The 22,990-nt window shown below is 71.0% G+C and carries 20 protein-coding genes and 1 tRNA gene; 15 read left to right on the top strand and 6 right to left on the bottom strand.

The genetic code is table 11. The features are described 5' to 3' along the window. Positions 1 to 10 precede the first annotated feature (10 nt). From BM076_RS20715 to BM076_RS20670, 10 genes are all read left to right on the top strand, one after another. Positions 11 to 1,441, top strand: a complete 1,431-nt coding sequence (locus tag BM076_RS20715; RefSeq protein WP_177246528.1) for a flavin monoamine oxidase family protein — start codon at positions 11 to 13, stop codon at positions 1,439 to 1,441. Beyond that, positions 1,431 to 2,558: a saccharopine dehydrogenase family protein gene (locus tag BM076_RS20710; RefSeq protein ID WP_093715136.1), complete on the top strand. Its 1,128-nt coding sequence runs from the start codon at positions 1,431 to 1,433 to the stop codon at positions 2,556 to 2,558. Before BM076_RS20715 ends, BM076_RS20710 begins: the two co-directional genes overlap by 11 nt. A 37-nt stretch (positions 2,559 to 2,595) precedes the next feature. Beyond that, complete coding sequence (locus BM076_RS20705) at positions 2,596 to 2,970, top strand: hypothetical protein (protein ID WP_093715135.1); 375 nt, start codon at positions 2,596 to 2,598, stop codon at positions 2,968 to 2,970. Then, positions 2,970 to 4,346 carry a flavin-containing monooxygenase gene (locus BM076_RS20700; RefSeq protein ID WP_093715134.1) on the top strand — a complete coding sequence of 459 codons (1,377 nt, stop codon included), beginning with the start codon at positions 2,970 to 2,972 and terminating at the stop codon, positions 4,344 to 4,346. Before BM076_RS20705 ends, BM076_RS20700 begins: the two co-directional genes overlap by 1 nt. Positions 4,347 to 4,351: 5 nt before the next feature. Then, entirely contained in the window at positions 4,352 to 6,061 is a 1,710-nt protein-coding gene (locus BM076_RS20695; protein ID WP_177246527.1) for a class I adenylate-forming enzyme family protein, read from the top strand. A 73-nt stretch (positions 6,062 to 6,134) separates the two neighbouring features. Next, complete coding sequence (locus BM076_RS20690) at positions 6,135 to 7,574, top strand: flavin monoamine oxidase family protein (RefSeq protein ID WP_093715132.1); 1,440 nt, start codon at positions 6,135 to 6,137, stop codon at positions 7,572 to 7,574. Between the two features lie 60 nt (positions 7,575 to 7,634). Beyond that, positions 7,635 to 8,321 (top strand): hypothetical protein, encoded by a 687-nt coding sequence (locus tag BM076_RS20685; RefSeq protein WP_177246526.1) that lies wholly within the window; start codon positions 7,635 to 7,637, stop codon positions 8,319 to 8,321. A 94-nt stretch (positions 8,322 to 8,415) separates the two neighbouring features. Continuing rightward, a complete protein-coding gene (locus BM076_RS20680) occupies positions 8,416 to 9,255 on the top strand; it encodes an alpha/beta fold hydrolase (protein WP_177246538.1) in 840 nt (279 codons plus the stop codon). Between the two features lie 187 nt (positions 9,256 to 9,442). Continuing rightward, a complete protein-coding gene (locus BM076_RS20675) occupies positions 9,443 to 11,479 on the top strand; it encodes an FAD/NAD(P)-binding protein (RefSeq protein WP_093715129.1) in 2,037 nt (678 codons plus the stop codon). Beyond that, complete coding sequence (locus BM076_RS20670) at positions 11,476 to 12,966, top strand: lyase family protein (RefSeq protein WP_093715128.1); 1,491 nt, start codon at positions 11,476 to 11,478, stop codon at positions 12,964 to 12,966. Before BM076_RS20675 ends, BM076_RS20670 begins: the two co-directional genes overlap by 4 nt. Positions 12,967 to 12,973: 7 nt before the next feature. On the opposite strand, the gene BM076_RS20665 is transcribed toward BM076_RS20670, so the two are convergent. Then, positions 12,974 to 13,516 (bottom strand): DinB family protein, encoded by a 543-nt coding sequence (locus BM076_RS20665; protein WP_093715127.1) that lies wholly within the window; start codon positions 13,514 to 13,516, stop codon positions 12,974 to 12,976. Between the two features lie 136 nt (positions 13,517 to 13,652). Then, positions 13,653 to 14,780 (bottom strand): lytic polysaccharide monooxygenase, encoded by a 1,128-nt coding sequence (locus BM076_RS20660; protein WP_177246525.1) that lies wholly within the window; start codon positions 14,778 to 14,780, stop codon positions 13,653 to 13,655. A gap of 297 nt (positions 14,781 to 15,077) precedes the next feature. Between BM076_RS20660 and BM076_RS20655 the strand changes: the two genes are divergently transcribed. Both BM076_RS20655 and BM076_RS20650 read left to right on the top strand, forming a co-directional pair. Further along, on the top strand, positions 15,078 to 15,635 hold the full coding sequence (locus BM076_RS20655) for a hypothetical protein (RefSeq protein ID WP_093715126.1): 558 nt from the start codon (positions 15,078 to 15,080) through the stop codon (positions 15,633 to 15,635). Positions 15,636 to 15,757: 122 nt separating this feature from the next. After that, complete coding sequence (locus BM076_RS20650; RefSeq protein WP_093715125.1) at positions 15,758 to 15,937, top strand: hypothetical protein; 180 nt, start codon at positions 15,758 to 15,760, stop codon at positions 15,935 to 15,937. A 319-nt stretch (positions 15,938 to 16,256) separates the two neighbouring features. Here the strand turns inward: BM076_RS20650 and BM076_RS20645 are convergent, their stop codons facing one another. From BM076_RS20645 to BM076_RS20635, 3 genes are all read right to left on the bottom strand, one after another. Then, a complete protein-coding gene (locus BM076_RS20645) occupies positions 16,257 to 18,674 on the bottom strand; it encodes an ATP-binding protein (RefSeq protein WP_093715124.1) in 2,418 nt (805 codons plus the stop codon). 129 nt (positions 18,675 to 18,803) lie between these two features. Further along, positions 18,804 to 19,874 carry an NAD-dependent epimerase/dehydratase family protein gene (locus BM076_RS20640; RefSeq protein ID WP_093715123.1) on the bottom strand — a complete coding sequence of 357 codons (1,071 nt, stop codon included), beginning with the start codon at positions 19,872 to 19,874 and terminating at the stop codon, positions 18,804 to 18,806. A 120-nt stretch (positions 19,875 to 19,994) separates the two neighbouring features. Continuing rightward, the gene (locus BM076_RS20635) at positions 19,995 to 20,375 is read right to left on the bottom strand and encodes a hypothetical protein (protein ID WP_093715122.1); all 381 of its coding nucleotides are present in this window, start codon (positions 20,373 to 20,375) and stop codon (positions 19,995 to 19,997) included. 272 nt (positions 20,376 to 20,647) lie between these two features. On the opposite strand from BM076_RS20635, the gene BM076_RS20630 reads away from it, so the two are divergent. After that, positions 20,648 to 21,523, top strand: coding sequence for a helix-turn-helix domain-containing protein (locus BM076_RS20630; protein WP_093715121.1), 876 nt, complete (start codon positions 20,648 to 20,650; stop codon positions 21,521 to 21,523). A gap of 284 nt (positions 21,524 to 21,807) precedes the next feature. Continuing rightward, positions 21,808 to 22,131, top strand: a complete 324-nt coding sequence (locus BM076_RS20625) for a hypothetical protein (protein ID WP_093715120.1) — start codon at positions 21,808 to 21,810, stop codon at positions 22,129 to 22,131. A 179-nt stretch (positions 22,132 to 22,310) separates the two neighbouring features. Here BM076_RS20625 and BM076_RS20620 read toward each other — a convergent pair. Then, positions 22,311 to 22,382: transfer RNA gene (locus BM076_RS20620), tRNA-Arg, on the bottom strand. Between the two features lie 191 nt (positions 22,383 to 22,573). On the opposite strand from BM076_RS20620, the gene BM076_RS20615 reads away from it, so the two are divergent. Then, positions 22,574 to 22,966 (top strand): response regulator, encoded by a 393-nt coding sequence (locus BM076_RS20615; RefSeq protein WP_245796174.1) that lies wholly within the window; start codon positions 22,574 to 22,576, stop codon positions 22,964 to 22,966. Positions 22,967 to 22,990: the final 24 nt, after the last annotated feature.

Genomic DNA, 22,990 nt, shown 5'->3' with positions numbered 1-22,990 from the left:
CGTGCTCCATGTGACGGAAGAACCCAGCGCGGAAGCCGACGTCATCGTCGTCGGCGCGGGCCTGGCCGGCCTGACGGCGACCCGTGAGCTGAAGGACGCCGGCTGGACGGTCAAGACGCTGGAGGCGCGCGAGCGCGTCGGCGGCCGGCTCAAGGGCCTCGACCTCGGCAACGGCAAGGCCGTGGACCTCGGCGGCGAGTACTTCGGCGACAAGAGCACGATGATCGCCGAGACCGCCAAGTCCGTCGGCATCACGGGCTTCCGCAGCTACGACGAGGGCGAGCGCCTCACCTTCGTCAACGGGCGCAGGCACGCGTACTCCGGCCTGTTCCCCTGGCGCATGGGACCGGCCGCGATCGCCGACCTCGGCCAGGCCATCCTGAAGATCGAGCGGCTGGCCAAGCAGGTCCCGCCGGACGGCCCGTGGAACGCGCCGAACGCCGAGAAGCTGGACAGCCAGACGCTCTGGTCGTGGATGCAGCGCAATGTCACCACCGCCACCGCGCGGGCCTTCATCACGATGATGATCGAGGCCGCCTTCTGCACCCGGCCGTCCGACGTGTCGCTGATGCACGTGCTGTACTACGCCAACGCCTCCGGCGGCTTCCGCTACCTGCTGGAGGTCAGCGGCGGCATCCAGCGCTACCGCTTCGACGGCGGCGCGCACAGCATCCCCAAGCGGCTCGCCGCCAAGCTGCCCGACGAGGTGCGCACCGGCGCCCCGGTCCGCCGGATCGAGCAGCGCTCGGACTCCGTCGTGGTCTCGGGCCCCGGCTTCGAGTACCGCGGCCGCTGGGTCGTCGTCGCCATCCCGGTCACCCTGGCCGGGCGCATCGACTACGCGCCCGCGCTGCCCGGCTACCGCGACCAGTTCACCCAGCGGCTGCCCGCGGGCTCGGCCATGAAGTGCCTGGCCGTGTACGACGAGCCGTTCTGGCGCGCCGACGGGCTCAGCGGCCAGATCACCAGCAGCGACGGCCCGTTCCGGGTCGCCTTCGACACCTCGCCCGCCGACGGCAGCCCCGGTGTGATGTCGGCCTTCGTCACCGGCTCCGCGGCCCGCAAGCTGACCCGCCTGACGCCCGCGGAGCGCCGTACGGCCGTGCTCGACGGACTGGTCGCGGGCCTGGGCCCGAAGGCGGGCAAGCCCCGCGAATTCGTCGAACAGAACTGGCTGGACGAGGAGTTCACCCGCGGCTGCTACCACGGCTGGGGCCCTCCCGGGCTCTACACCGCCTTCGGCCCCGCGCTGCGCGAGCCGATCGGCCGGATCCACTGGGCGGGCACCGAGAGCGGTGTGCACCAGATGGGTTCGATGGGCGGCGCCGTCGACTCCGGCCGCCGGGTGGCCCGCGAACTGTTCGCCCGGGCGGCGGAGGAGCGCGGCGAGGAGAGCAAGCCGGACACCACGATCACCGAGGCGGTGGGCCGTGGCCGCTAGAGCCAAGCGCGCCGCCACCGCGCCGCAGCCGCTGCTCATCGTGGGCGGCTACGGCGTGGTCGGCGAGCACGTGGCACGTACGCTCCGTCAGCGCCACCCCGAGCTGCCGATCGTGCTGGCCGGCCGCAACCCCGAGCAGGGCCGCGCGCTGGCCGCCGAGATCGGCGCCACCACCGCCGTCGTCGACGTCCGCGCCGAACGCCCGCTCGGCTCGCTGGCCGAACCGCCCGCGGCCGTACTCGCCGTGGTCAGCGACCCCGGCGACCACCTGATCGTGGACGCGATGCGCCGCGGTATCCCGATCGCCGACATCAACCGGGCCGGCCACGCCGGCATCCTCGACGTCACCGTCGCGGTCTCCATGGAACGGCCGACCGCGCCCGTACTGCTGTCGGGTGCCTGGTACGCCGGGCTCAACGCGCTGATGGCCGCGGCGGCGGTCCGCGAGCTGGGCCAGGCCGACCGGATCGAATTCGCGGTGCTGTCCTCGTCCGACGACAAGGTCGGCCCGGATTCCTGGGGCTTCGCCGAGCGGCTCGCCTGGCCGTACTACGGGATGCGGGACGGCAAGCGGACCCCCACGCACCCGCTGACCGGCCGCCGCCCGGTGCGCTGCGCCGACGGCAACGAACGGCCCGCCGCCCTGGTGAGCACCCTGGAACAGACCACGGTGCCGCTGACGCTCGGCGTGCCGACGGTGGAGACCAGGATCGCGCTGCAGTCCGTACCGTCGCTGTACGCGATGATCGGGCTCAAGCGGTCCGGGGCGCTGCGCGCCATGACACGGCCCGCGCTGCACGGAGTCCGTGCGGCGCTCTTCCAGTCCTCGGGCACCGGCGACTTCTGCGGGCTCACCGTCACCGCGCACAACGCCAACCGGTCGGTCTCCATCGACCTGCTGGACACCCGCGGCCAGGGCCACCTCAGCGCGATGGGCGCCGTGCGCGCCGCCGAGCGGGTGCTCGCCCGCGACCTCCCGCCGGGGATCTCCTTCCCCGAGCAGTCCGCGGAACCCGAGACCGACATCGAGATGCTGCGGCAGGCCGGCGTCGTCGTCCGCCTGACCGGCTTCGCCAAGGAATTCCCACCGACACCGGCCCCCACCGCCACGGCGTGACGCCGATGGCCCAGGCGCGAGAGGAACTCGCATCACTATGAACAAGAGCGACACGCCGGCAGTCCTGCTCAGCACCCTGCGTACCGTCGGCGCGGCGGCGTTCCTGGCACCCGCGGTCGGGGCGAAGAAGCTGCACATCAACGAGGACGCCGACGGCGAGTACCTGGTGCGGCTGTTCGCCGCCCGCAACATCGCGCTGATCGTGGGCGTCCTGGCCAGCAAGGGCGAGACCCGCAGGCTGCTGCTGAAGGCCGGCATCCTCTGCGACGGCCTGGACGTGGCGGCCGGCATCCTCGGCCACCGCAAGGGCCGGCTGAAGAAGTCCACCGTGGTCGACACCAGCGCCGCCGCCACCGCGACGCTGCTCGGCCTGCTGGCGCTGTCCGCCACCGAGCGGGCGGGTGACCTCTGATGACCGCCACCGACGAGTCGGCCGTGGCGGGCGACGCCGCGCCCGAGGACCGCAGGGACAAGGTCTGCGTCATCGGCGCCGGTTCCGCCGGCATCGCGATGTGCCGCTCGCTGAAGGTGCGCGGCATCGCCTTCGACGCCTTCGAGCGCCGCTCGGAGCTGGGCGGCCTGTGGCGCTACCCGGCGCAGGGCGGCCAGAGCTGCGCCTACCCGGCGCTGTTCGCCAACACCTCCAAGACCGTCATGTCCTTCCCGAGCCACCCGATGCCGGACGACTACCCGGACTACCCGCACCACTCCCAGGTGGCCGCGTACTTCGACGAGTACGTCGACCACTACGGGCTGCGCGAGCACATCCGCTTCGACACCGAGATCACCCGGGTCGAGCAGGTGGCGGGCGGCGGCTGGTCGGTGTCCTTCGCCGACGGCACCAGCCACCTGTACCGCGCGGTGATGGTGGCCTCCGGCGGCCGGCACGGACTGCCCGTCCACGGCTCCTACGAGGGCAAGTTCACCGGTACGGAGCTGCACTCCTTCGACTACGACGGCCCGGCCGACTTCGCCGGCAAGAAGGTCGTGATCATCGGTCTCGGCGCCACCTCGGCGGACATCGCCACCGAGGTTTCCCGGGTCGCGGAGGCCACGTACCTGTCGGTCCGCACCGGCCACTACGTGGTGCCGAAGATCCTCGAGGGCGGCCCGATCGACAAGCTCTCGCCGATGATGAAGAAGCTGTCGGTCGAACAGCGCCGCCCGCTGGTGTCGTTGATGATCAAGCTGGTGCACGGCCACATGTCGGCGTACGGGCTGCCCGACCCGCCGTACAAAGTCGGCCAGGGCCCGCTGGTGGCCAGCAGCGAGCTGCTGCCCGCCATCGCGCACGGCCGCATCACCGCCAAGCCGGTCATCGAGAGCGTCGACGGCAGGACAGTCCGCTTCGCCGACGGCAAGGGCGAGGTCGAGGCCGATGCGATCATCCACTGCACCGGCTACAAGATCTCCTACCCCTTCCTCGACGACACCCTCGTCGGCGACGGCATCGACGCCCCGCCGCTCTACCACCAGGTCGTGCCCCCGGAGACCGAGGGCCTGTATTTCATCGGGCTGCTGCATTCGATGATGTCGCTCATGCCGCTGGCCGAGCATCAGGCGGAGTGGGTCGGTGACCTGCTGACCGAAACGGTCGCACTGCCGTCGCGCGCGCAGATGTGGGCGGAGCTGCGCAACGCCAGGCGCCGCCAGGACAAGCGGTTCCACGACTCCTCGGGCCACCTGCTGGTGGACCCCAACGAGTACGAGCGACTCATCGCGGAAGAGCGCCGCAAGTACGCAACCACCGATCGCACGGGTGTCGCCCCGCGCCGCACGAAGGGATGAGTCGTATGGTTTCGACCGCAGCGGACCGGTCCCGGTCCAAGATTCCGCTGGCGGCGCGGCGGCTTGATGCCGTCAAGCTGCTCAAGGCCCAGTTCGCACCCGACCGGGTCGCGCTGGTCAAGCCGCTCAACGTCGGTCTGGTCGCCGAGCGCGCCGCCGAGAAGCACGGCCGCGTGCCGATCTACCTCGACCAGCCGTTCACCTGGGACCCCGAGCAGCGCGTCGAACTCGACTACGTCGAATTCGCCACGCTGGTCGACCAGATGGCGGCGGTGATGAAGGCGGCCGGCGTCAAGCGCTGGGACCGCGTCGTCATCGTCAAGACGCCCAACTACGACATCCAGGCGCTGGCCTGGGCCGCGGCCAGGATCGGCGCCATCCCGGCGCTGCTGTCCGCCCGCCTCGACCCGGACATCATCAACATCCTGCTGGAGCGGCTCCAGGCGAAGTTCCTGATCACCGACCCCGAGGTCGCCAAGTACGCCCGTCTTGACGGCGAGCGGCTGCGGCACCTGGGCATGACCGCCATCGCCGACATCGACGGCGGCATACCGGTGGCCGACCTGTGGGGCGGGCGGATCCCGGCGCCGAGTCCGCTCAAGGACGACGAGCCGATGATGATCACGCACACCTCCAGCACCACCGGTGTGTCCAAGCTCGCCGACGCGTGCGCCAAGGGCGTGAGCTACAACTCCCTGATGGAGTCGATCTTCCCGGGCTTCCACACCCCCGGCGACCTGTTCGCCAGCGCCATCTCGCACGTGCACATCCGGGCCGCGATCACCCAGGCCGCGTCCTTCTCGCGCGGCACCCCGCTGCTGGGCATCGCCAAGCCCGACAACGAGACGATGCTGCGGCTGCTGCCGCAGTACCGGCCGACGATCCTGGAGTCCCACCCCAACAACTTCATGGGCTGGGAGACGCTGATCGACGACCCGTCGGAGCCGTTCTCCAGCATCCGGCTGTACTTCAACTCCTTCGACGCGATGCACCCGCGCACCATCCAGGCGATGCTCGACGCGTCCAAGCGGAAGTTCCCGGTCTGGCTGCAGTGCTACGGCATGACCGAGACCGAAGTGGTCTCCGTCCGCCCGTACACCCGCGGTTCCTTCGCCCGGCTCAAGGGCCGCGACCTGCGCAGCGTCGGCTGGGAGGTGCCCGGCATCCGGGCCCGGATCGCCGACCCGGAGACCGGCAAGCGCCGCTCCGACCAGTCGCAGCCCGGCATGATCCAGGTCAAGACGCCGTCCCGCGCGATGTCCTTCATCGGCACGCCGGAGAAGTTCGCCGAGCGGCGGCACGGCAAGTGGTTCGACACCGGCGACTGGGGCCGGCGCGGCCGGCTCGGCCAGATCGAGATCCTGGACCGCATCGCGGACCGGATCGAGGGCGTCGAGAGCTGCCTGTGGATCGAGGACGTGCTCCTGGAGCGGATCCCCAACGCCGAGGAGATCGTGGTCGTCCCGGACGAGAAGGGCAAGCCCGTCCCGGTGGTCTGCATGCGCGACGGCAAGCCGCTCGACCCCGAGGTCTGGCGCAGCGCCTCGGCGGGCATCACCGGCCTCGGCGTCCCGCTGGAGGTCACGCCCGACGACCTGCAGCGCACCGCGACCGTCAAGGCCCGGCGCTATCTGCTCACCGAGATGATCAAGCACCGGGACAACGGCGGCCTGGAGGCGGTCGAGCAGGAGATCGTGCTGCGCGACGGCGCCTGAACCCGGCTGATCCGTACGGCACTTCGTACGGCCCTTCAAGCGCGGACCGAGACCTGAACTGTAGGAGAGGGCGTTGCACGACATCAGCGAGTACCCATCGATAGAAGCCGATGTGATCGTCGTCGGCGCCGGCTTCGCCGGGATCACGGCCGCGCGCGAACTGAAGCTGGCGGGCAAGAGCGTGGCCCTGCTGGAGGCCCGCGACCGGCTCGGCGGCCGGTCGTACAGCAAGCCGATCGGCGACGGCAAGGTCGCCGAACTCGGCTGCGAGTTCTACGGCCAGCCCGGCACGATCAGCCACCGCGCCGCCCAGTCGCTGGGCATCGAGACCGCCAAGGTCTACGACACCGGCTACCGGCTGATCGACGACGACGGCAAGATCTCGCCCTGGAAGGGCATGGCGCCCAAGGTCAGCGCGGCCACGCTGCTGGACTTCGGCCAGGCGGCGCTGCGCATCGAGCGGATGCGCCGCGAAGTGCCGCAGGACGCCCCCTGGGAGGCCCCGCACGCCAAGCAGTGGGACAGCGAGACGATGTGGTCCTGGACCCGGCGCAATGTGCGCACCCGGGGCGGCCGCAATCTGATGCGGCTGATGATCGAGGCGGGCATGGCCGCCGCACCGGCCGATGTCTCGCTGCTGCACGTCCTCAACTACTCCAACGGCACCGGCGGTTTCCGGGCGATGACCCAGATCACCGGCGGCACGCTGGAGAACCGCTTCGTCGGCGGTTCGCAGAACCTGGCGATGAAGATGGCCGAGCCGGTGCTCGCCGACACCTATCTCAACGCCGAGGTCCGCACCATCAAGCACAGCGGTGACCGGGTCCGGATCAGCGGCCCCGGCTTCGAGGCCGCCGGCCGCTTCGTGGTGGTCGCGGTGCCGGTGCCGCTGGCCGGCCGGATCGAGTACGACCCGCCGCTGCCCGAGCACCGCGACCACGTCAGCCAGCGGCTCACGATGGGCGCCGCCATCAAGTACCTGGCGCTGTACGACGAGCCGTTCTGGCGCGCGGAGGGCTTCACCGGCCATGTGATCAGCCACGCCAGCCCGGTCCGCGCCACGGTGGACAGCTGCCCGCCCGACGGCACGCCCGGCGTGCTCACCGGCTTCGTCACCGGCCCCGCGGCCCGCCAGGTCGCCAAGCTGCCGGTGGGCGAGCGGCGCGCCCTGGTGCTGCGCGAGCTGGAGCGCTTCTTCGGCCCCAAGGCCGCCAAGCCGTACGACCTGCTGGAGCAGAACTGGATGGCCGAGCCGTACACCCGCGGCTGCTACCACGCCTACGCCCCGCCCGGTCTGTACACCACCTACGGAACCTTCCTCAAGCAGCCGGTCGGCCGGATCCACTGGGCCGGCGCGGAGTCCGTGCCGCACGAGTACGGGTCGATGTCCGGCGCGATCTACTCCGGCCGCCGGGTCGCGACCGAGATCGTCGGCCGCGAGACCGGCGAGGAGCCGGCGACCCCGCTGCGACCGTCCACCACCGCCCTGTCCGTCGAAGAACCCGCACGATGAAAGGCGGTTGGCACCGTGTCCGATAGCGTGCAGACCTCCCGGATCACCTCGGGAATGATCATGTCACTGCACCTTGCCGAGGTGAGCCCCGGCAAGGCGATGAGCGCCCTGCGCTCCGGCCCGGTGCCGGCGCAGCACGAGGGCCTGCACTGGGCCAGCACCTTCCTGATGAGCCCGCTGCGCGCCGACAGCGCGATGTTCGACGTCAAGCCGTCGGGCGCCGCGCTGCTGGCCGCCTGGGACAACGACGAGGCGCTGGACCGCTACCTGTCGCACTCCTCGGCCGCCGCGTACGACAACGGCTTCCGGGCCCGCTTCGAGCCGGTGCGCACCATCGGCGCCTGGCCCGGGCTGCTGGAACTTCCCCGGCGCGAGATACCGGTGGACGACCACCCGGTCGGGGTGCTCACCCTGGCCCGGGTGCGGATGAACAAGATGGTGCCGTTCGTCGCCGCCGCCTCGCACGCCGAACGGGACGCCGCGCACCACCCGGCGTTCCTGGAGGGCACCTCGCTCATCAAGCCGCCGAATCAGGTCGCCACCTTCTCGCTCTGGCGGAGCGTGAAGGAAATGCGGCAGTACACCGTCGGCTCCTACCCGGGCGGTCACGTACGGGCGATGAAGCGGCACGAAGAACAGGATTTCCATCACGAGACGATTTTCGTACGGCTCCGCCCGTACGCGGTCGACGGACATTGGAGCGGGCGCAATCCGCTCGATATGCTCAAGCCGCTGACCACCAACTGACGTCATGACGGGGGTTTCTGACGGAACGGGACATCGCAGCGTCCCGCCGGAAATCCCCGTACGGCGAGCCGACAGACGGGTTTGACGCATGACCATGGAACAGATCGAACTTTCGGCAGGGACGATCGACTACCTGGACACCGGCGGCGACGGGCCGGTGCTCGTCCTGCTGCACGGCCTCCTGATGGACGAGACGCTCTGGGCCGACGTGGTCGCCGACCTCCGGGCCGACCACCGGTGCGTGGTGCCGGTGCTGCCCATGGGCGCCCACACCAAGCCGGTCAAGGAGGACGCCGACCTTTCGCCGCGCGGAATCGCCCGGCTCGTCGGGGAGTTCCTGGAACGGCTCGATCTGAACAATGTCACTCTCGTCGGCAATGACACCGGCGGCGCGATCGTGCAATTGCTCGTCGACGAAGGCGCGCCGCGCGTCGGTTCCATCGTGCTCGCTTCCTGCGACGCATTCGACAACTTCCCGCCCGGACTCACCGGCAAGACGGTGGTGCTGACCGGAAAGCTGTCGCCGACCTTTTTCGGCCTTTTCATGCAGCAGATGCGGCTGAAACTGGTCAGGCGGCAGCCGATCGCCTTCGGCTGGCTCACCAAACGCGGTGACGCGGTCAGCAAGCACTGGATCAAGCCGATCCTGAGCCAGGCCGACATCCGGCGCGACACCGTACGGGTGCTGCGCGGCATCGCGGCCGACAAGAAGCTGCTGGTCGGTGTCAGCGAAGGACTGTCCTCCTTCGACCGGCCCGCCCTGGTGGTGTGGGCCGAGAAGGACAAGGTCATGCCGCCCGCGCACGGCCGCCGGCTCGCCGAGATCCTCCCGCAGGGGCGGCTCGTCGAGGTGGCGGACAGCTACTCCCTGCTCTCCCTCGACCAGCCCGCCCAATTCGCGCAGGCCATCCGGGAGTTCACCAGCAAGAGCTGAACCCGCCGGTAAGCGCCGACCGCGGCGGCCCGGGCGGCACCCACCGCCCGCCCGGGCCGCCGGCACCACCCGTACACGTTTTCGCGACACGTCTTTGAGCCGCTCGTACGCTTCGCCCTGCCCGAAAACGCCTGCGCGCCGCACCCGTGCCCGGTCGGGGGACCAGGCCAACGGATGGAGAAGACCCATGAGCACTGCGGCGGATCTCGCCGTCTGCCTCGTCGGCGCCGGCCCTCGGGGCCTGTCCGTTCTTGAGCGCCTGTGCGCCCATGAGCGCAAGTCGCCCTCGTGCACCTCGCTGACCGTCCATGTGGTGGATCCCGCCGAGCCCGGTGCCGGCAGTGTCTGGCGCACCGACCAGTCGCGCCACCTGCTGATGAACACCGTCGCGTCCCAGATCACCGTCTTCACCGACGACCGGGTGAGCATCGACGGCCCCATAGAGCCGGGACCGACGCTGTACGAATGGGCCCGCGGCCTGCTGGAGCCGGGCGGTGAGGGCGCGGGCGGGGAAGGGTCCTTCGCCGAGTGGACCGGTGACCCGGACGACCTGGCCGAGGCCCGGCGTCTCGACCCCGACTCCTACCCGACCCGCGCCTTCTACGGCCGCTATCTGCGGGCCTGCTTCCGGCGGATCAGCGGCGGCGCGCCCGCCCACGTCAGGATCGTGGAGCACCGCAGCCGCGCCGTGGCCATCGCCGACGCCGCCGGGGTGCCGGACGGCCCGCAGAGCCTGCAACTGGCCAACGGCCAATGGCTGCACGGGGTGGCCGCCGTCGTCCTGGCCCAGGGCCATGTCTCGCGCCGCCCGACACCGCGCGAGCAGCGCACCGCGACGCTCGCCCGCATCCACGGCCTCACATACCTGGAACCCGGCAATCCGGCCGACCTCGACCTGTCGGTCATCGAGCCCGGCGAGACGGTGCTGCTGCGCGGCCTCGGCCTGAACTTCTTCGACCACATGACGCTGCTCACCGCCGGCCGCGGCGGCGCCTTCCGGCGCGCGGACAATGGCGGGCTGGTCTATCTGCCGTCCGGACGCGAGCCGTTGATGTACGCCACCTCGCGGCGCGGTGTGCCCTTCCACGCGCGCGGCGAGAACCAGAAGGGTGCGTACGGCCGTTACAACCCGCGCTTACTGACGCCCTCTCACATCGCGATGCTGAGGGGGAGTTCGGCCGGCGAACGCCGGATGCAGTTCAAGGAACACCTCTGGCCGCTGATCTCCAAGGAAGTGCAGAGCGTCTACTACCAGGCCCTGCTCAAGGCCGAGGGCCGCGCGGCGGAGGGCGCGGCACTCGGCGAGCGGTTCCTGGGCGCGGCCGACGAGCGCGAGGAACGCGAACTGCTGGACGCGTACGGCGTCGCCCCGGCCGGCCGCTGGAACTGGGAGACGCTGCAACGCCCGTACGAGGGGCGCGATTTCAGCAGTCCCGAGGACTTCCGGAGCTGGCTGCTCGACTACCTGGCCCGCGACGTCCGGGAGGCCAGGGCGGGCAATGTCGCGGGCCCGCTGAAGGCCGCCCTCGACGTGCTGCGCGACCTGCGCAACGAGATACGGCTCGCGGTGGACCACGGCGGTCTCGACGGCGCCTCGCACCGGGACGAACTGGAGGGCTGGTACACCGCGATGAACGCCTTCCTGTCGATCGGGCCGCCCGCCTCCCGGATCGAGGAGATGATCGCGCTGATCGAAGCCGGGGTGCTGGTCGTCACCGGCCCCGGCACCGAGGTGCGGATCGACCCGTCGGGACCCGCCTTCGTCGCCTTCTCCCATGTCGTGCCCGGTCCGCCGGTACGGGCCACGGCCCTGATCGAGGCCCGGCTGCCGGAGCCCGACGTCCGGCGCACCTCGGAGCCGCTGCTGCGGTATCTGATGGACACCGAGCAGTGCACCACCTATCTGATCCCCAGCACCGAGGGCCCGGGGTACGAGACCGGCGGCCTGGCCGTCACCGAGCGGCCGTACCGGATCATCGACCCGCAGGGCCGCGCCCACCCGCGCCGCTTCGCCTACGGTGTGCCCACCGAGTCCGTCCACTGGGTGACGGCGGCGGGCATCAGGCCCGGCGTCGACTCGGTGACCCTCGGCGACTCCGAGGCGATCGCCTGCGCGGTGCTGGAACTGGCCCGCGACCGGTCGGCGCCGGCCGCGGGGAACGCCGCGCAGTCGCGGGAGTCAGGGGAGTCGGCCGAATACCAGACCATCGGAGTGATCGTATGAGCGAGCCCGCAGACGACGGCAGCAGGGGCGGGGCGGCGGACGTCCTGGTGGACGCCGGGCTGCTCTCGCCGGTGCGCGCGGGCACCCCCGTCGAGGCGGCGGTCAGCGACACCGCCTGGCTCCAGGCGATGCTGGATGCCGAGTCGGCGCTCGCCCGCACCCAGGCCAGGCTCGGCACCCTCCCGAAGTCGGCGGCGACCGCCATCGCGGCGGCGGCCTACACCGACCGGATGGACCTGCGCGCGCTGGCGCTCGCCGCCCGCGAGACCGCCAACCCGGTGGTCGGCCTGGTCGCGGCGCTCACCCGGGTGGTCGCGGAACACGACCCGGCGGCGGCCGAGTACGTGCACCGCGGCTCCACCAGCCAGGACGTCTTCGACACCGGCATGATGCTGGTGAGCGCCCGGGCGCTGCGGCTGATCCGGGCCGATCTGGCGCGCGTGGACCGGGCGTTGGCGGCGCTGGCCGCCGCGCACCGGGACACCCCGATGGCGGGCCGCACCCTCGCGCTGCACGCGGTGCCGACGACCTTCGGCCTCAAGGCCGCGGGCTGGCGGCAGGGCGTACGCGACGCCGACGCGCGGCTGGCCGCGCTGCTGGACGGCGGACTGCCGGTCTCGCTCGGCGGCGCGGCCGGCACGCTGGCGGGCTATCTGGAGTACGCCCGCATCGACGGCTACGGCGGGTCCGGTGGCTCCGGCGGCAGTCCTGACCATGGCGGGGGCCAGGCGTGGGACCCGGGGGAGTACCTGGACGAGCTGGTCACGACCTTCGCCGAGGAGACGGGCCTGGCCAGGCCCGTTCTGCCCTGGCACGCGCTGCGCGCCCCGGTCGCCGACCTCGCGGCGGCGCTCGCGCTCACCGCGGGCGCGCTCGGCAAGATCGCCGTCGACGTGCAGTCCTTGGCCAGGACCGAGGTAGCGGAGGTCGCGGAACCGGGCGTCGCGGGCCGCGGCGCCTCCTCCGCGATGCCGCACAAGCGCAATCCGGTGCTGTCCACGCTGATCCGCAGCGCGGCGCTGCAAGTCCCGGTGCTCAGCGCCGGTCTGACGCAGTGTCTGCTCGCCGAGGACGAGCGCTCGGCGGGCGTCTGGCACGCCGAGTGGTCGCTGCTGCGGGAGATCCTGCGGCTGGTCGGCGGCGCCTCGCACACCGCGGTGGAGCTGGCAGAAGGTCTTGAGGTGCGGGCCGAACGGATGCGCGGCAACCTGGACATGACGGGCAGTCAGCTGGTCTCGGAGCGGATCGTCGCCGTCCTGACCCCGCATCTGGGCAAGCCCGCCGCCCGCGCGCTGCTCACCGCCGCCACCGGGGACGCCACCGCCACCGGCCGCCCGCTCGCCGACGTGCTGGCCGGGCTCCCGGAGCTGGCCGACCGCTTCACCCCGGCCGAGCTGGCCGCGCTGTGCGACCCGACCGCCTACCCGGGCGCCGCGGGCGCCCTGGTCGACCGGGCCCTGGCCGACCGGGACCTGGGGGCGGAGTGACCCGGGGCTACTCCCCGGTGAGGCCGTCCACCGACTCGCGGATCAGGTCGGCGTGGCCGACGTGCCGGGCGTACTCCTCGACCATGTGGAAGAGGATCCAGCGCAGCGACGGCTGGAAGCCGGTCTTCTCCCCGACGCGGACGGCGAGCGTGTCCAGGCCGCCGTCCGCCAGCACCTGACCGGTCAGCGCGCGCGAGCGCTCCACCGACTCCTGCCAGAGGTCACGGATCTGCTCCGGGGTGTCGTCCGCGGCCGAGTGCCAGTCCCAGTCCTCGTCGGCGGCCCAGTCCACGGTGGACCACGGCGCCTCGGGTGGCCGGCCGTGCAGCACCTGCGAGAACCACCACTCCTCGACGTACGCCAGGTGCTTGAGCATGCCGCCCAGCGTCATCGTGGACACCCCGACCGTCGCGCCGAGCCCGGCCGCGTCGAGGTCCGCGCACTTCCAGGCCAGCGTGGCCCGGTGGAATTCCAGGAAGCCCAGCAGTGTCTCTGCCTCGCCGCCGGCGGTGGGCGGCACCGCCCTGCCCTGTTCGTCGATCTCCGTCATGACGGGCGAGTATAGGCAGCCGCCTCCCCGCGCACCTGCGGTTTTCCGCCCGCGTCGCGCGTACCGTCCCGCACGGTCCCGGGAGACCGTACGGGACGGACGCCGGTGTGGCGTCGGAGGCGGAGGCGGAGGCGCGCTAGGCGAAGGTGCAGGTGATGGAGCCGGCGGGGAGGTTGTTGCCCGAGGCCGAGTCGGCCGTGAAGCCGAAGGTGGTGGAAGCGCCGTCCGGTGGGATCGCGCCGTTGTAGGGGGCGTTGGTCACGCTGACGTCGCTGCCGCTGGTGGACCGGGTGCCGTTCCACAGGCTGGTGATCTGTGTTCCGCTACCGAGTGTCCAGTTGACCTTCCAGTGGCTCGACGCGGTGGTGCCGTGGTTCATGACCTCGACCTGGCCCTGGAACCCGCCGCTCCAGGCGTTGGTCACGGAGTACATGGCCATGCAGGAGCCCGGGTCGGTGCCGCCGGTAGTGGTCCCGCCGTTGGTGGTGCCGGCGTTGGTCGTACCGCCGTCGGTGGTGCCGCCGGTGCTCGTACCACCGGTGGTCGTACCGCCGTTGTGGATCCCGGTCACCTCGCCGTTGCCGCCGTCGAAGGCGATGTCGGAGCACGAGAAGAAGTTCTCGTTGCTGTCCGAGCGGACCCACTGGATGAAGAGCAGCGCGTCACCGCTCCGGCCGGAGGGCAGCGCCTGGTCCCAGTAGTAGTGGCCGCCGTCCGTGCCCGGCGAACCCACCGCGGGCGGGTTGGTCGCGTTGCCGATCTGCTCGAGGTCCGCCCACGCCAGCGGGGTGGTCGGGGACCAGCCCTGCTTGGTCACGTACACGCGGAACGTGCCCGGGTGCGCGGCCCAGTTGCTGTACTGCAGCTGGATCGTCGCGCCGGACGTCAGGTGGGTCCGCGGCCAGTCGTCCCGGGCCGCGTTGTAGCCGGTGAAGTTGTACGGCGACTTGTCGCCCGCGCTGCAGATCTTGCCGTCCGGCACGTAACCCTCGCCCCGGCCGGCCGCGTTGGAGTCGAGGACCGCGAACCAGTTGTACAGCGACGACGTCCCGCTCTGCGCGACCGCCGCGGCACAGGCCGGGTTGGTCGGTTCCAGCGCGCCCGTGTCCGTCCGAGCATCCTGGTAGCACAAGTACGTCCGGGACCCGGGCGCCATCGCGACGCCGTGCGCCTGCGCGGAGCCCTGGCCGAGGAAGACGATTCCGAGGGCCGAGCACAGCAGGCCGAAGACGGCCGATAAGGACAGTTTCCAGTTTCTCTTCACAAGGGTGACCTTTCCGGGTACCGACCCGGGACCGCGGCCCACCGCGGCCGGGGCGGTGTGGGGGGAGGGGCGCGGCCGGGTTGTGGGAGCGCTCCCATTCGTGAAGCTAACAGCGGATCGAGAAGCTGTAAACACCTGTGACGACAGGGCACTTCCGGGGCGACGGGGCCGCCGGCTCCTCGCCGGTCGACGACCGGCGCCGTCGGTTGCCGGCCGGCTTTGCCGGACGGCTGCGCCCGCGGCGCCGCGCGCACCATCATGGACGAGCCGGACATTGCCGATGCGGAAGGCTCAGACATGGACATGGAATGGGTCGACGAGACCGGACGCCACACCGGGTACGTGGCGGCGGTGCTGGCCGACGGCGCCGAACCGGCGCGGGTCGCCGCGGGCGCCGACGACTCCGGCCGCAGAAAGCCCTGGTGGTCCTACAACGGCGCGGACGGCCCCCGCGCCGTCGGGGTCAGGGGCGCCTGCGTATGCGGCTGGCGCGGCGCCGAGACCCACCCCATCACCCGGGGCGACGACGAGGCGACCGAGGGCGCCGCCGCCCGCACCGGCCCCTACGCCGACTGGGAGTACCACGTCACCGCCACCGAGGGCGCCATCCCGTACGACCTCGAGCAGATGCTCACCGCGCTGCGCGCCCGTATCGAGGACCTCTCCCGCCACCAGCCCGTCACGGCCCTGCGCGCCGCCGCCCGCCTCGAAGAGTCCGCCCCCGCCCACACCCGCACCGCCGTCCACGCCGCCCGCCGCGCCCTCGTCTCCTGGGACACCATCGCCCGCACCCTGGGCGAAAGCCCGGCGACGACGGAGGCGCGGTTCTCAGGCGGCCCCGACGACATCCGCTGACGTGGATCCGGCCGCGCGGGGTTCGTGTGGTGCCGTAGACAGCGACGCCCCGCCATGCCTCGGGGCGTCCCCCCCCCCGAAAGGGGACTTTTACCCGGACGCGGAACGGTCAGAAGAACTCCATGGCTTACACGGAAACGCACAGCCCCAGCAGCCACAGCCACCGCGGCCCGCATCACCATCACGCTCACGCCGCAACCCACCGCCGTCCCGACGGCCTTCTTCAGCTCACCCGCGGCGTCCTGCTCGCGGCTGCCGTCCTGCTCATTCTCGCCGCGACGCTGGTCGTCACACTGCGCTGAACCGCGTCGATCCGCGTGCCGACGGGGGCCGTGGGAGGCGTCACGCATTCCCGGCCCCGCTGTCCGCCGGCGCGATGATCTCGTCCACGAGCCACCGCGTCGGCGCAGGCGGCGGAAAGGCGTCGGTCCCGTAGGCCGCATGTTCGGCGGCGACTGAACTTCCGCTGAAATGCCGCCCCCGGCCGGGCGGCCGATATCGCCGAAGCGGTCGTCCCCGACAGCCCTTTTTTGACGTGACGAGCCGCAGCGGTTCTCCGTGATCGGTCGAACTCCGCGCGGCGCGCGCCCCGTTCAGGCCCGCGGTTCCGCATCCCCAGCGTCAGGTGGTCAGGGGCGTCCGTCCTGCCCTTGGACGGTGCCGCCGCGAGGAGCCCTGGGACAGACGTGCCAGCCGCTCCCGGACGCCTGCCGCTTGCGGGTGCTGAAGCGGCTCCAGGAGCATCAGGGCGCGGTGCCACTCCTCGGCCGCCGACGCGGTGTCGCCGCCCTCGATGTGCAGATCACCGAGGCGGATGTGGATGGTCGCCTCGTAGAGGGAGTCCCCGAGGCGGTGGAAGACAGACAGAGATGCACGGTAGTTTTCGGCCGCTGACGCGAAGTGGCCCAGGTGCTGATGGGCGTGGCCGAGGCTTTCCAGCGTGTATGCCTCGTCATGCGGCACATCGAGGGTCCGCAGCAGGGCGAGGGCGCGCTCGCAGTTCCGCAGCGCGGCTTCGTGATCCCCACCGAGTGTCTGGTACCAGCCGACCGCGTTCAGCGCCCGCGCCCGGCCCACCTCGTCACCGGTCTCCGTGTACAGGTCGAGCGCCCTGCGGGCTTGCCGCAGGGCAAGGTCGTACGCTCCGGCATTCTCCTCCCACATCCAGGCCAGGTCGAGTTCGACCCCGGCCTCGCGAGCGAGCAGGCCGAGGCTGGAGAAGCAGGCGATGGCCCGACGGTAGAGTGGCTCGGCGTCCTCGAAACGGCCCAGTCTGGTCAGGGCGTGAGCGAGCCCGCGGCAACCGTGCGCCTGGCCGAGCGGATCACCGAGCCGGTCGGCGGCCTCCAACCCGAGGGTCTGGACCCGCAGTTGATCGTGCCAGTGCCCCTGGCGGTCCAGGACATCAGTCAGGCACCTGGCCAGTCGCCACCCTTCCGCGAAAAGGCCGACGCGGACGGCTTGGGCAACGGTGCCGATCAGTACGGCGCGCTCGGCCTCGCACCAGGCGACCGCCGCATCGTAGCCGGAGAAGTCCTCGGGTACGACTCCCGGCATCGGCCGTGTCAGGTCGGCCGGCTCTTGGTGCGGATTGACCAGCCGCGCGGCGCGTGACGTCGTGTGGAGGTAGTGCGAGACGAGCCGGTGGAGCGCCGCCTGGCGGTCGGGCTCAGGGTCGGTCAGTTCGGCGCGCTCGGCGGCGTAGGCGCGCAGCAGGTCGTGGAAGTCGTACCGCCCGGGGCCCTTACGGGTGACGAGATGCGCGTCGACGAGGTCGCCGAGCACGCGCCGAGCCGACCTGCGCGGCAGCCCGGACAGGCTGGCGACGGCGGGCAGAGCGATGTCCGGCCCGGCGGGCAGCCCCAAGAGCCGAAACAGACGCGCAGACGGACTGGAAAGTCTTCGGTAGGACCACGAGAACACCGCCCGTACGTCAGAGGCGGAGTCCCCGGCGTGCAGTGCGTCCAGGAGCTGTTCCGCGTCGTTCAGCTCAGCGGCCAGGTCGCCCAGCGTCAGATGTTCCTCGGTTGCGGCCCGCGCACCAACGACGCTGAGGGACAGCGGCAGGCAGGCGCACCGGTCGAGCAGCGCCGCGACCGCGGCCGGCTCGGCCCCGACCCTGGCCGTGCCGAGGTGCTGCCGGAGAATCTGGCGTGCCTCGTCCGTGCTCAGCAGGCCAAGGGTCACCAGGCGCGCACCGTCCGTGGCGGCGAGTCCGGTGAGTCGACTGCGACTGGTGACGAGTACCCGGCAGCCGGAGCCGCCGGGCAGCAGGGGACGTACCTGATCGGTGTCGCGGGCGTTGTCCAGCACGATGAGCAGCCGGCGGTGCGCCAGCAGGCTGCGGTAGAGCCCGGCCTGCGCGGCTTCGGTGACGGGTACCGCTTGGGGCGATACGCCGAGGGCGTCGAGGAAGCCGCGGATGGCGTCGCGCGGTTCCAGCGGTGCGGTGGACGGTGCGTAGCCGTGCAGATTGACATAGAGCTGTCCGTCGGGAAAGCGGTCGGCGGCCATGTGAGCCCAGTGGACGGCGAGTGTGGTCTTGCCGATGCCGGGCGCGCCGTCGACGGCGACGACCACCGCGTGTCCGTGCTGCCCGTCTGGCGTGACCACGTCCTGGTCCGGGTCCTCCAGCAGCGTGTCGAGTGTGGCAATCGCCCCGGTGCGGCCGACGAACGTCACCATGGCGCCCGGTAGCTGATGGGGTATGACGGCCGACGGGGGACCGCCGGGACGGCCCATCAGCTCGGTGAGAGCTGCCGCAGCCTCGGGATGCCCTGCGAGCAAGGCCGTTAGCCTGCGCGTCCACTGCTCCGCGACCTCGTCGGTCGGACCGGGGACGTGCGACGCCCCGTCTGGGCCGGTGAGGCGTGCTGTGTCCCGGTCGAGGGCGGTGGCGACCTCGTCGGCCTGCTCCGGCTGGTACCGCCGCCAGAGGCCGACGATCCGGCTCTTGACGGCAGCCCAGCTGTCGGTGGCCATGGCGCCGGCCACCGCCGACGCCGCGCTCGCGGTGAGTGTGACCAATTCCGGATCCATGGCCGGCCTGCTCCAAAGAGGAAAGGGGAAAGAGCGGAACGCGATGTCGGTAGGTGGTCGTGGAAGAGGCGGACGGAAACGGCGACGGGGTGGGAACGGGCCGCGCGGTCGAGGCCGGGCTGTGTGCGGTCAGGGCCCGGAGACGGCTGCCGACCAGCGGAAGTCCGGAGTGATCAGCCCGAGCGAGCGGAGCTTCACCAGATGGTTCCGCCGGTCGCTCGTACTCCAGTCCTCGTCCGGGGCCGAATTCCCGACCGGGGGGAGTAGGGAAGTCCCGGTGGCCTCGATCGGGCCCGTACCGGCTGCGGCACGCAATCGGTCGTGGGCGTCGACGAGCGGGGCGATGGCTGTTCTGGGGCTGTTGGCCGGACTCCAATCGGGAAATGCCCGGCCGAATTTGTCGAAACGGACGGTGTAACTCCGGTCGTCGGCCGCCGCGGAGTACACGACTCGGGCTCCGGGGAGGACCGCGACGACCTGTTTGGCAAGGTCACCGATGCGGTAATTGTGCTCGTTCGAACCGACGTTGTAGACCTGGCCGGAGAGCAGGCCGGTATCCGCGCACAACACGGTCTCGATTGCCCGGGCGGCATCCTCGACGTGCAGCAGTGGGCGGTGCAGCGTTCCGTCCCCGTGGACGCGTACGACTCCGGACCGTACTGCCGTGCCGACCATGCGGTTGAGAAGGATGTCGCTGCGGAAAGCGGGCGACGGCCCGTACAGGGTCGCGAAACGCAGCATGACCGGAGTGAAATGCCGTTCGGCGAGCCGGGCCAGCCCCTTCTCGGCGTCCAGCTTGCTGGCGGCGTATGCGGTCCGCGGCGCCGGCGTGCCGGATTCGTCGACGGCCGTAGCGCCGCCGGCTCCGTAGATGCTGCACGACGACGCCTGGACGAAGCGCGCTGCACCGGCATCGCGTGCGAGCTGTGCGAGCCGTACGGCTGCCTGGTGATTGACGGCGTCCGTGACGTCCGCCGAGAGGTCGCCGCACGCGTCGTTGCATATCGCGGCCAGATTCACCACGGCGTCACAGCCGGCGAGTTGGTGCGGGCCGATGTCTCGCAGATCTCTCCCGCGGTCCACGGCGTCCAGGGTGAAGTATCCGGCGTCCAGGCCGATGACCTCGTGCCCGGTCCGCCGGAGGCGGCGGCGCAAGGCCGTGCCGAGATAGCCCCGGTCACCGGTGATCAGTACACGCACGGTGCCGTGCCCCCCGTCCGGGACGAGGTGAGTGGGCGACCCGTGGCGGGACGGCCGTGACGCGCTCGCCGCCCGACCACCGGGGGACGACCGTGACCGGGCCCGCGGTCGGCCGCCGTGTCAGCATCCCCCGACCGCCGTCTGGTTCCGCACCGGCCCTGAGGTGACGTATCCCCAGTAGCCGTGAGTGAACTCCTGCCCGTAGAACCAGCGGTGGCCTGCGTTGTCCAGCCAGCAGTTCATGGTGAAGCGGGTGCCGTTCGGCATCCAGATCTTCACGTTCGACGCCGAGGTGTTGGGCGCGAAGTACATGGGGACCGAACTCGCGCCGTCGTCCCAGACATAGGTGTTCCCCGCGGCTGTCGCGGCCGGTGCGCCCAGGGCCAGCACGCCGATCGTGGCGACTGCCGCCGCAGCTCTGGCCGACCGGCGGTACCAGGAGGCGGGGCGTGAGGCCGTGGGAGCGGCGGACTTGCCGGACCGTGTCGTGGCGTTGTTCATGACGGAAGGTCTCCTTCGTAGTGCGGCTTCGGTGCGGCCTCGTCGCGTCCGACGACGCGGGGATCGGGACTGTGCGCCGCCGCTGACGTCGGCCGCAGTGGCTCGAGAAGGAGTGTTGCCGTGGGGCGGAAGTCCGGATCACGTCGCGGACGAAGTCCATTGAATCCCGGAGAACCCGCTACGGACTGCGGCGTATTTCCGCAGTTCGGGGCGTTTTTCCGGTCCACACACAGGATGATTTCCGTAAGAGCCGGAAAACCGAAGGAGCGGATATGGCCCGTCCCGAGCGCCCGCTGGAGCCTGACGGCACCCCGCTGATCGACTTCGCCCTGCGGCTGCGCGATCTGCGGGCCTCGCGTGGCCTGACCTACACCCAGCTTGCCGCTCGAAGCAATTACTCCGTGAGCACGCTGCAAGAGGCTTGTGCCGGACGCCGGTTGCCCACGCTCGATGTCGCCATCGCCTTCGCGACCGCGTGCGGAGCGGACGTCGAGGAGTGGCGGGCCCATTGGCTCCATGCGCACCGGGCAGTTGCCGAGGCCGCCGATACGGGGAGAGTGGCGCCGACCGTCGCCGAGGCGACTGACCTCGGGCAGCCGTCGGGTCCCCCCGGTCCGCCGGCCGTCCGGGACGCGGCACAGGAAGGCGACACCGTGCCGCCGGGTACCGCGGTGTCCGCGGAATCGCGTTGGCGCCTGCGCACCCGATTACTCGCCCTGGCCAGCTGCGGCCTCGCCGCGCTGGCCACGACGGCGGCACTGCTGTACTCGGGCCACAAGTCCCCTTCCGTGGATTTCGCCTCCGCCACCGTCCAGAACAAGGTCGCCTTCGGAGCGTCCGGCTTCAGCGAGGACACCACCCCGGTCTACCTCTCCTCCCGGACGGTCTCCCGGTGCGCGGCCCGAGGCTGCGAGGTGGCTGGTACGGAGATGTGGAGCGGCGCGAAGGTCGTCGTGTCCTGCTGGCGCACGGGGGAGAAACTCACCAACGAAGACGTCACGTCGGCCGGGATCGAGCGCAATCCGTACGCCTTCTCCTCCGACCGCTGGTACTCCGTCCTGTGGAAGGACGGGCGACACGGATATCTCTCCCAGGTGTACGTCGATGCCGATTCCCGGGGAACCCTGGGCTTGCGCAGGTGCACGTAAACCGCCTGACCGGCGTCCGCCACGACGGTCGCATCGACCGGCGCCGCGCGGTCGACGGCCGCAGTCGCTCTCGGGCTGCCTCTGCTACGGGGCCTCTGCCGGCATCGCCTCGACCGATTCCGGCGAGACGCATCACCGGATCGGCTTCCAGCAGCGGGAGAACCACGAAGTGCGGTTCGTGCTGGTCGGAGCTTCGACAGACGCTGAAGCATCCTTCGGCCTCCACGGAAACCAATCGTTGCCTCGTGCGTGATCCGCTAGTGTCAGCGCCGCTGAGGGGGCGCATGGCGCGGGTGGAAAAGGGTTCGCGACGGATCGTGGTCGATGGCGTGACCTATCGATGGCGACTGCGGCGCAGACCGACGTACGACCAGCTCATGGGCTGGACGCTTTGCACGTACACGGTCGAACGCGCTGATCGCCCGGGTGCACTCCTCACAGTCAGAACGGATCAGCCGCACATGCGAAACGTGATCTCTTTGCCGGGGAAGCCTGTGCTCCCGTCAGACGTCGCCGCTGCCGTGCAGGCCGCCGTCATGTGCGGCTGGACGCCCGAAACACATGGGTTGCTGTTCCATCTGGATCAGTCGGACGGCTTCTCGCCGTGACCTGAAGGGATGTCCGCCGGCTCCTCGTGACCTGCGGAGAGAGCCCTCAAGATCATTACGTCGTCATTACGTGATCACTGGCAAACGGCTGCGGCGGGCCGCGTGCGGCTGCGCATACGCAAAGACCCCGACCTCAGCGTTGACGCTGGTGGCGGGGTCTTTTGGCACCCAATACAGGGTGCCCCCGGCAGGATTCGAACCTGCGCACACGGCTCCGGAGGCCGTTGCTCTATCCCCTGAGCTACGGGGGCGGCGTCGCCGTTGTGGTGGCGACGGGTAGAACAGTAGCAGGTTGGAGGGGGTGGGTTGGACAGGGTTTGCGGGGGGCCGGGGGAGGCCGGGTTCACCCTTGGCGGGGAAGAAATGGGCAAAACGCGGACGCATCGCGAAGGGCGCGCCTACTCTTCGAGGTGTGGCGGGTGCGTCCGGCCGGGTGCTTGTTGTGGATGACAACAAGGTGATCCGGCAACTGATCAGGGTCAACCTGGAGCTGGAGGGCTTCGAGGTCGTGACCGCGGCCGATGGTGCCGAGTGCCTGGAGATCGTGCACCAGGTGCGGCCGGACGTGGTGACGCTGGACGTGGTGATGCCGCGGCTGGACGGGGTGCGGACGGCGGCGCGGCTGCGGGCCGACACGGATCCGGTGATGCGGCGGGTCGGCATCGTGATGGTGAGCGCCGGGACGCTGCCGGAAGCGGCGAGCGGCGTCGACGCATATGTCGCCAAGCCCTTTGAACCCGCCGATCTGGTGGAGACCGTCCGCCGGCTTGTACGGCGCGGCAGTGTGCCGCCCGAGCCGAGGGGCCGGGCCGCCTCCGCACCAGGGCCCGCGTAGCCGCGCGGGGGTCAAAACCCGCTC

The sequence above is a fragment of the Actinacidiphila alni genome, assembly GCF_900112845.1.
In the GTDB taxonomy this organism is placed as follows: Bacteria; Actinomycetota; Actinomycetes; order Streptomycetales; family Streptomycetaceae; genus Actinacidiphila; species Actinacidiphila alni.
This window is presented reverse-complemented; position numbering and strand designations above follow the sequence as displayed.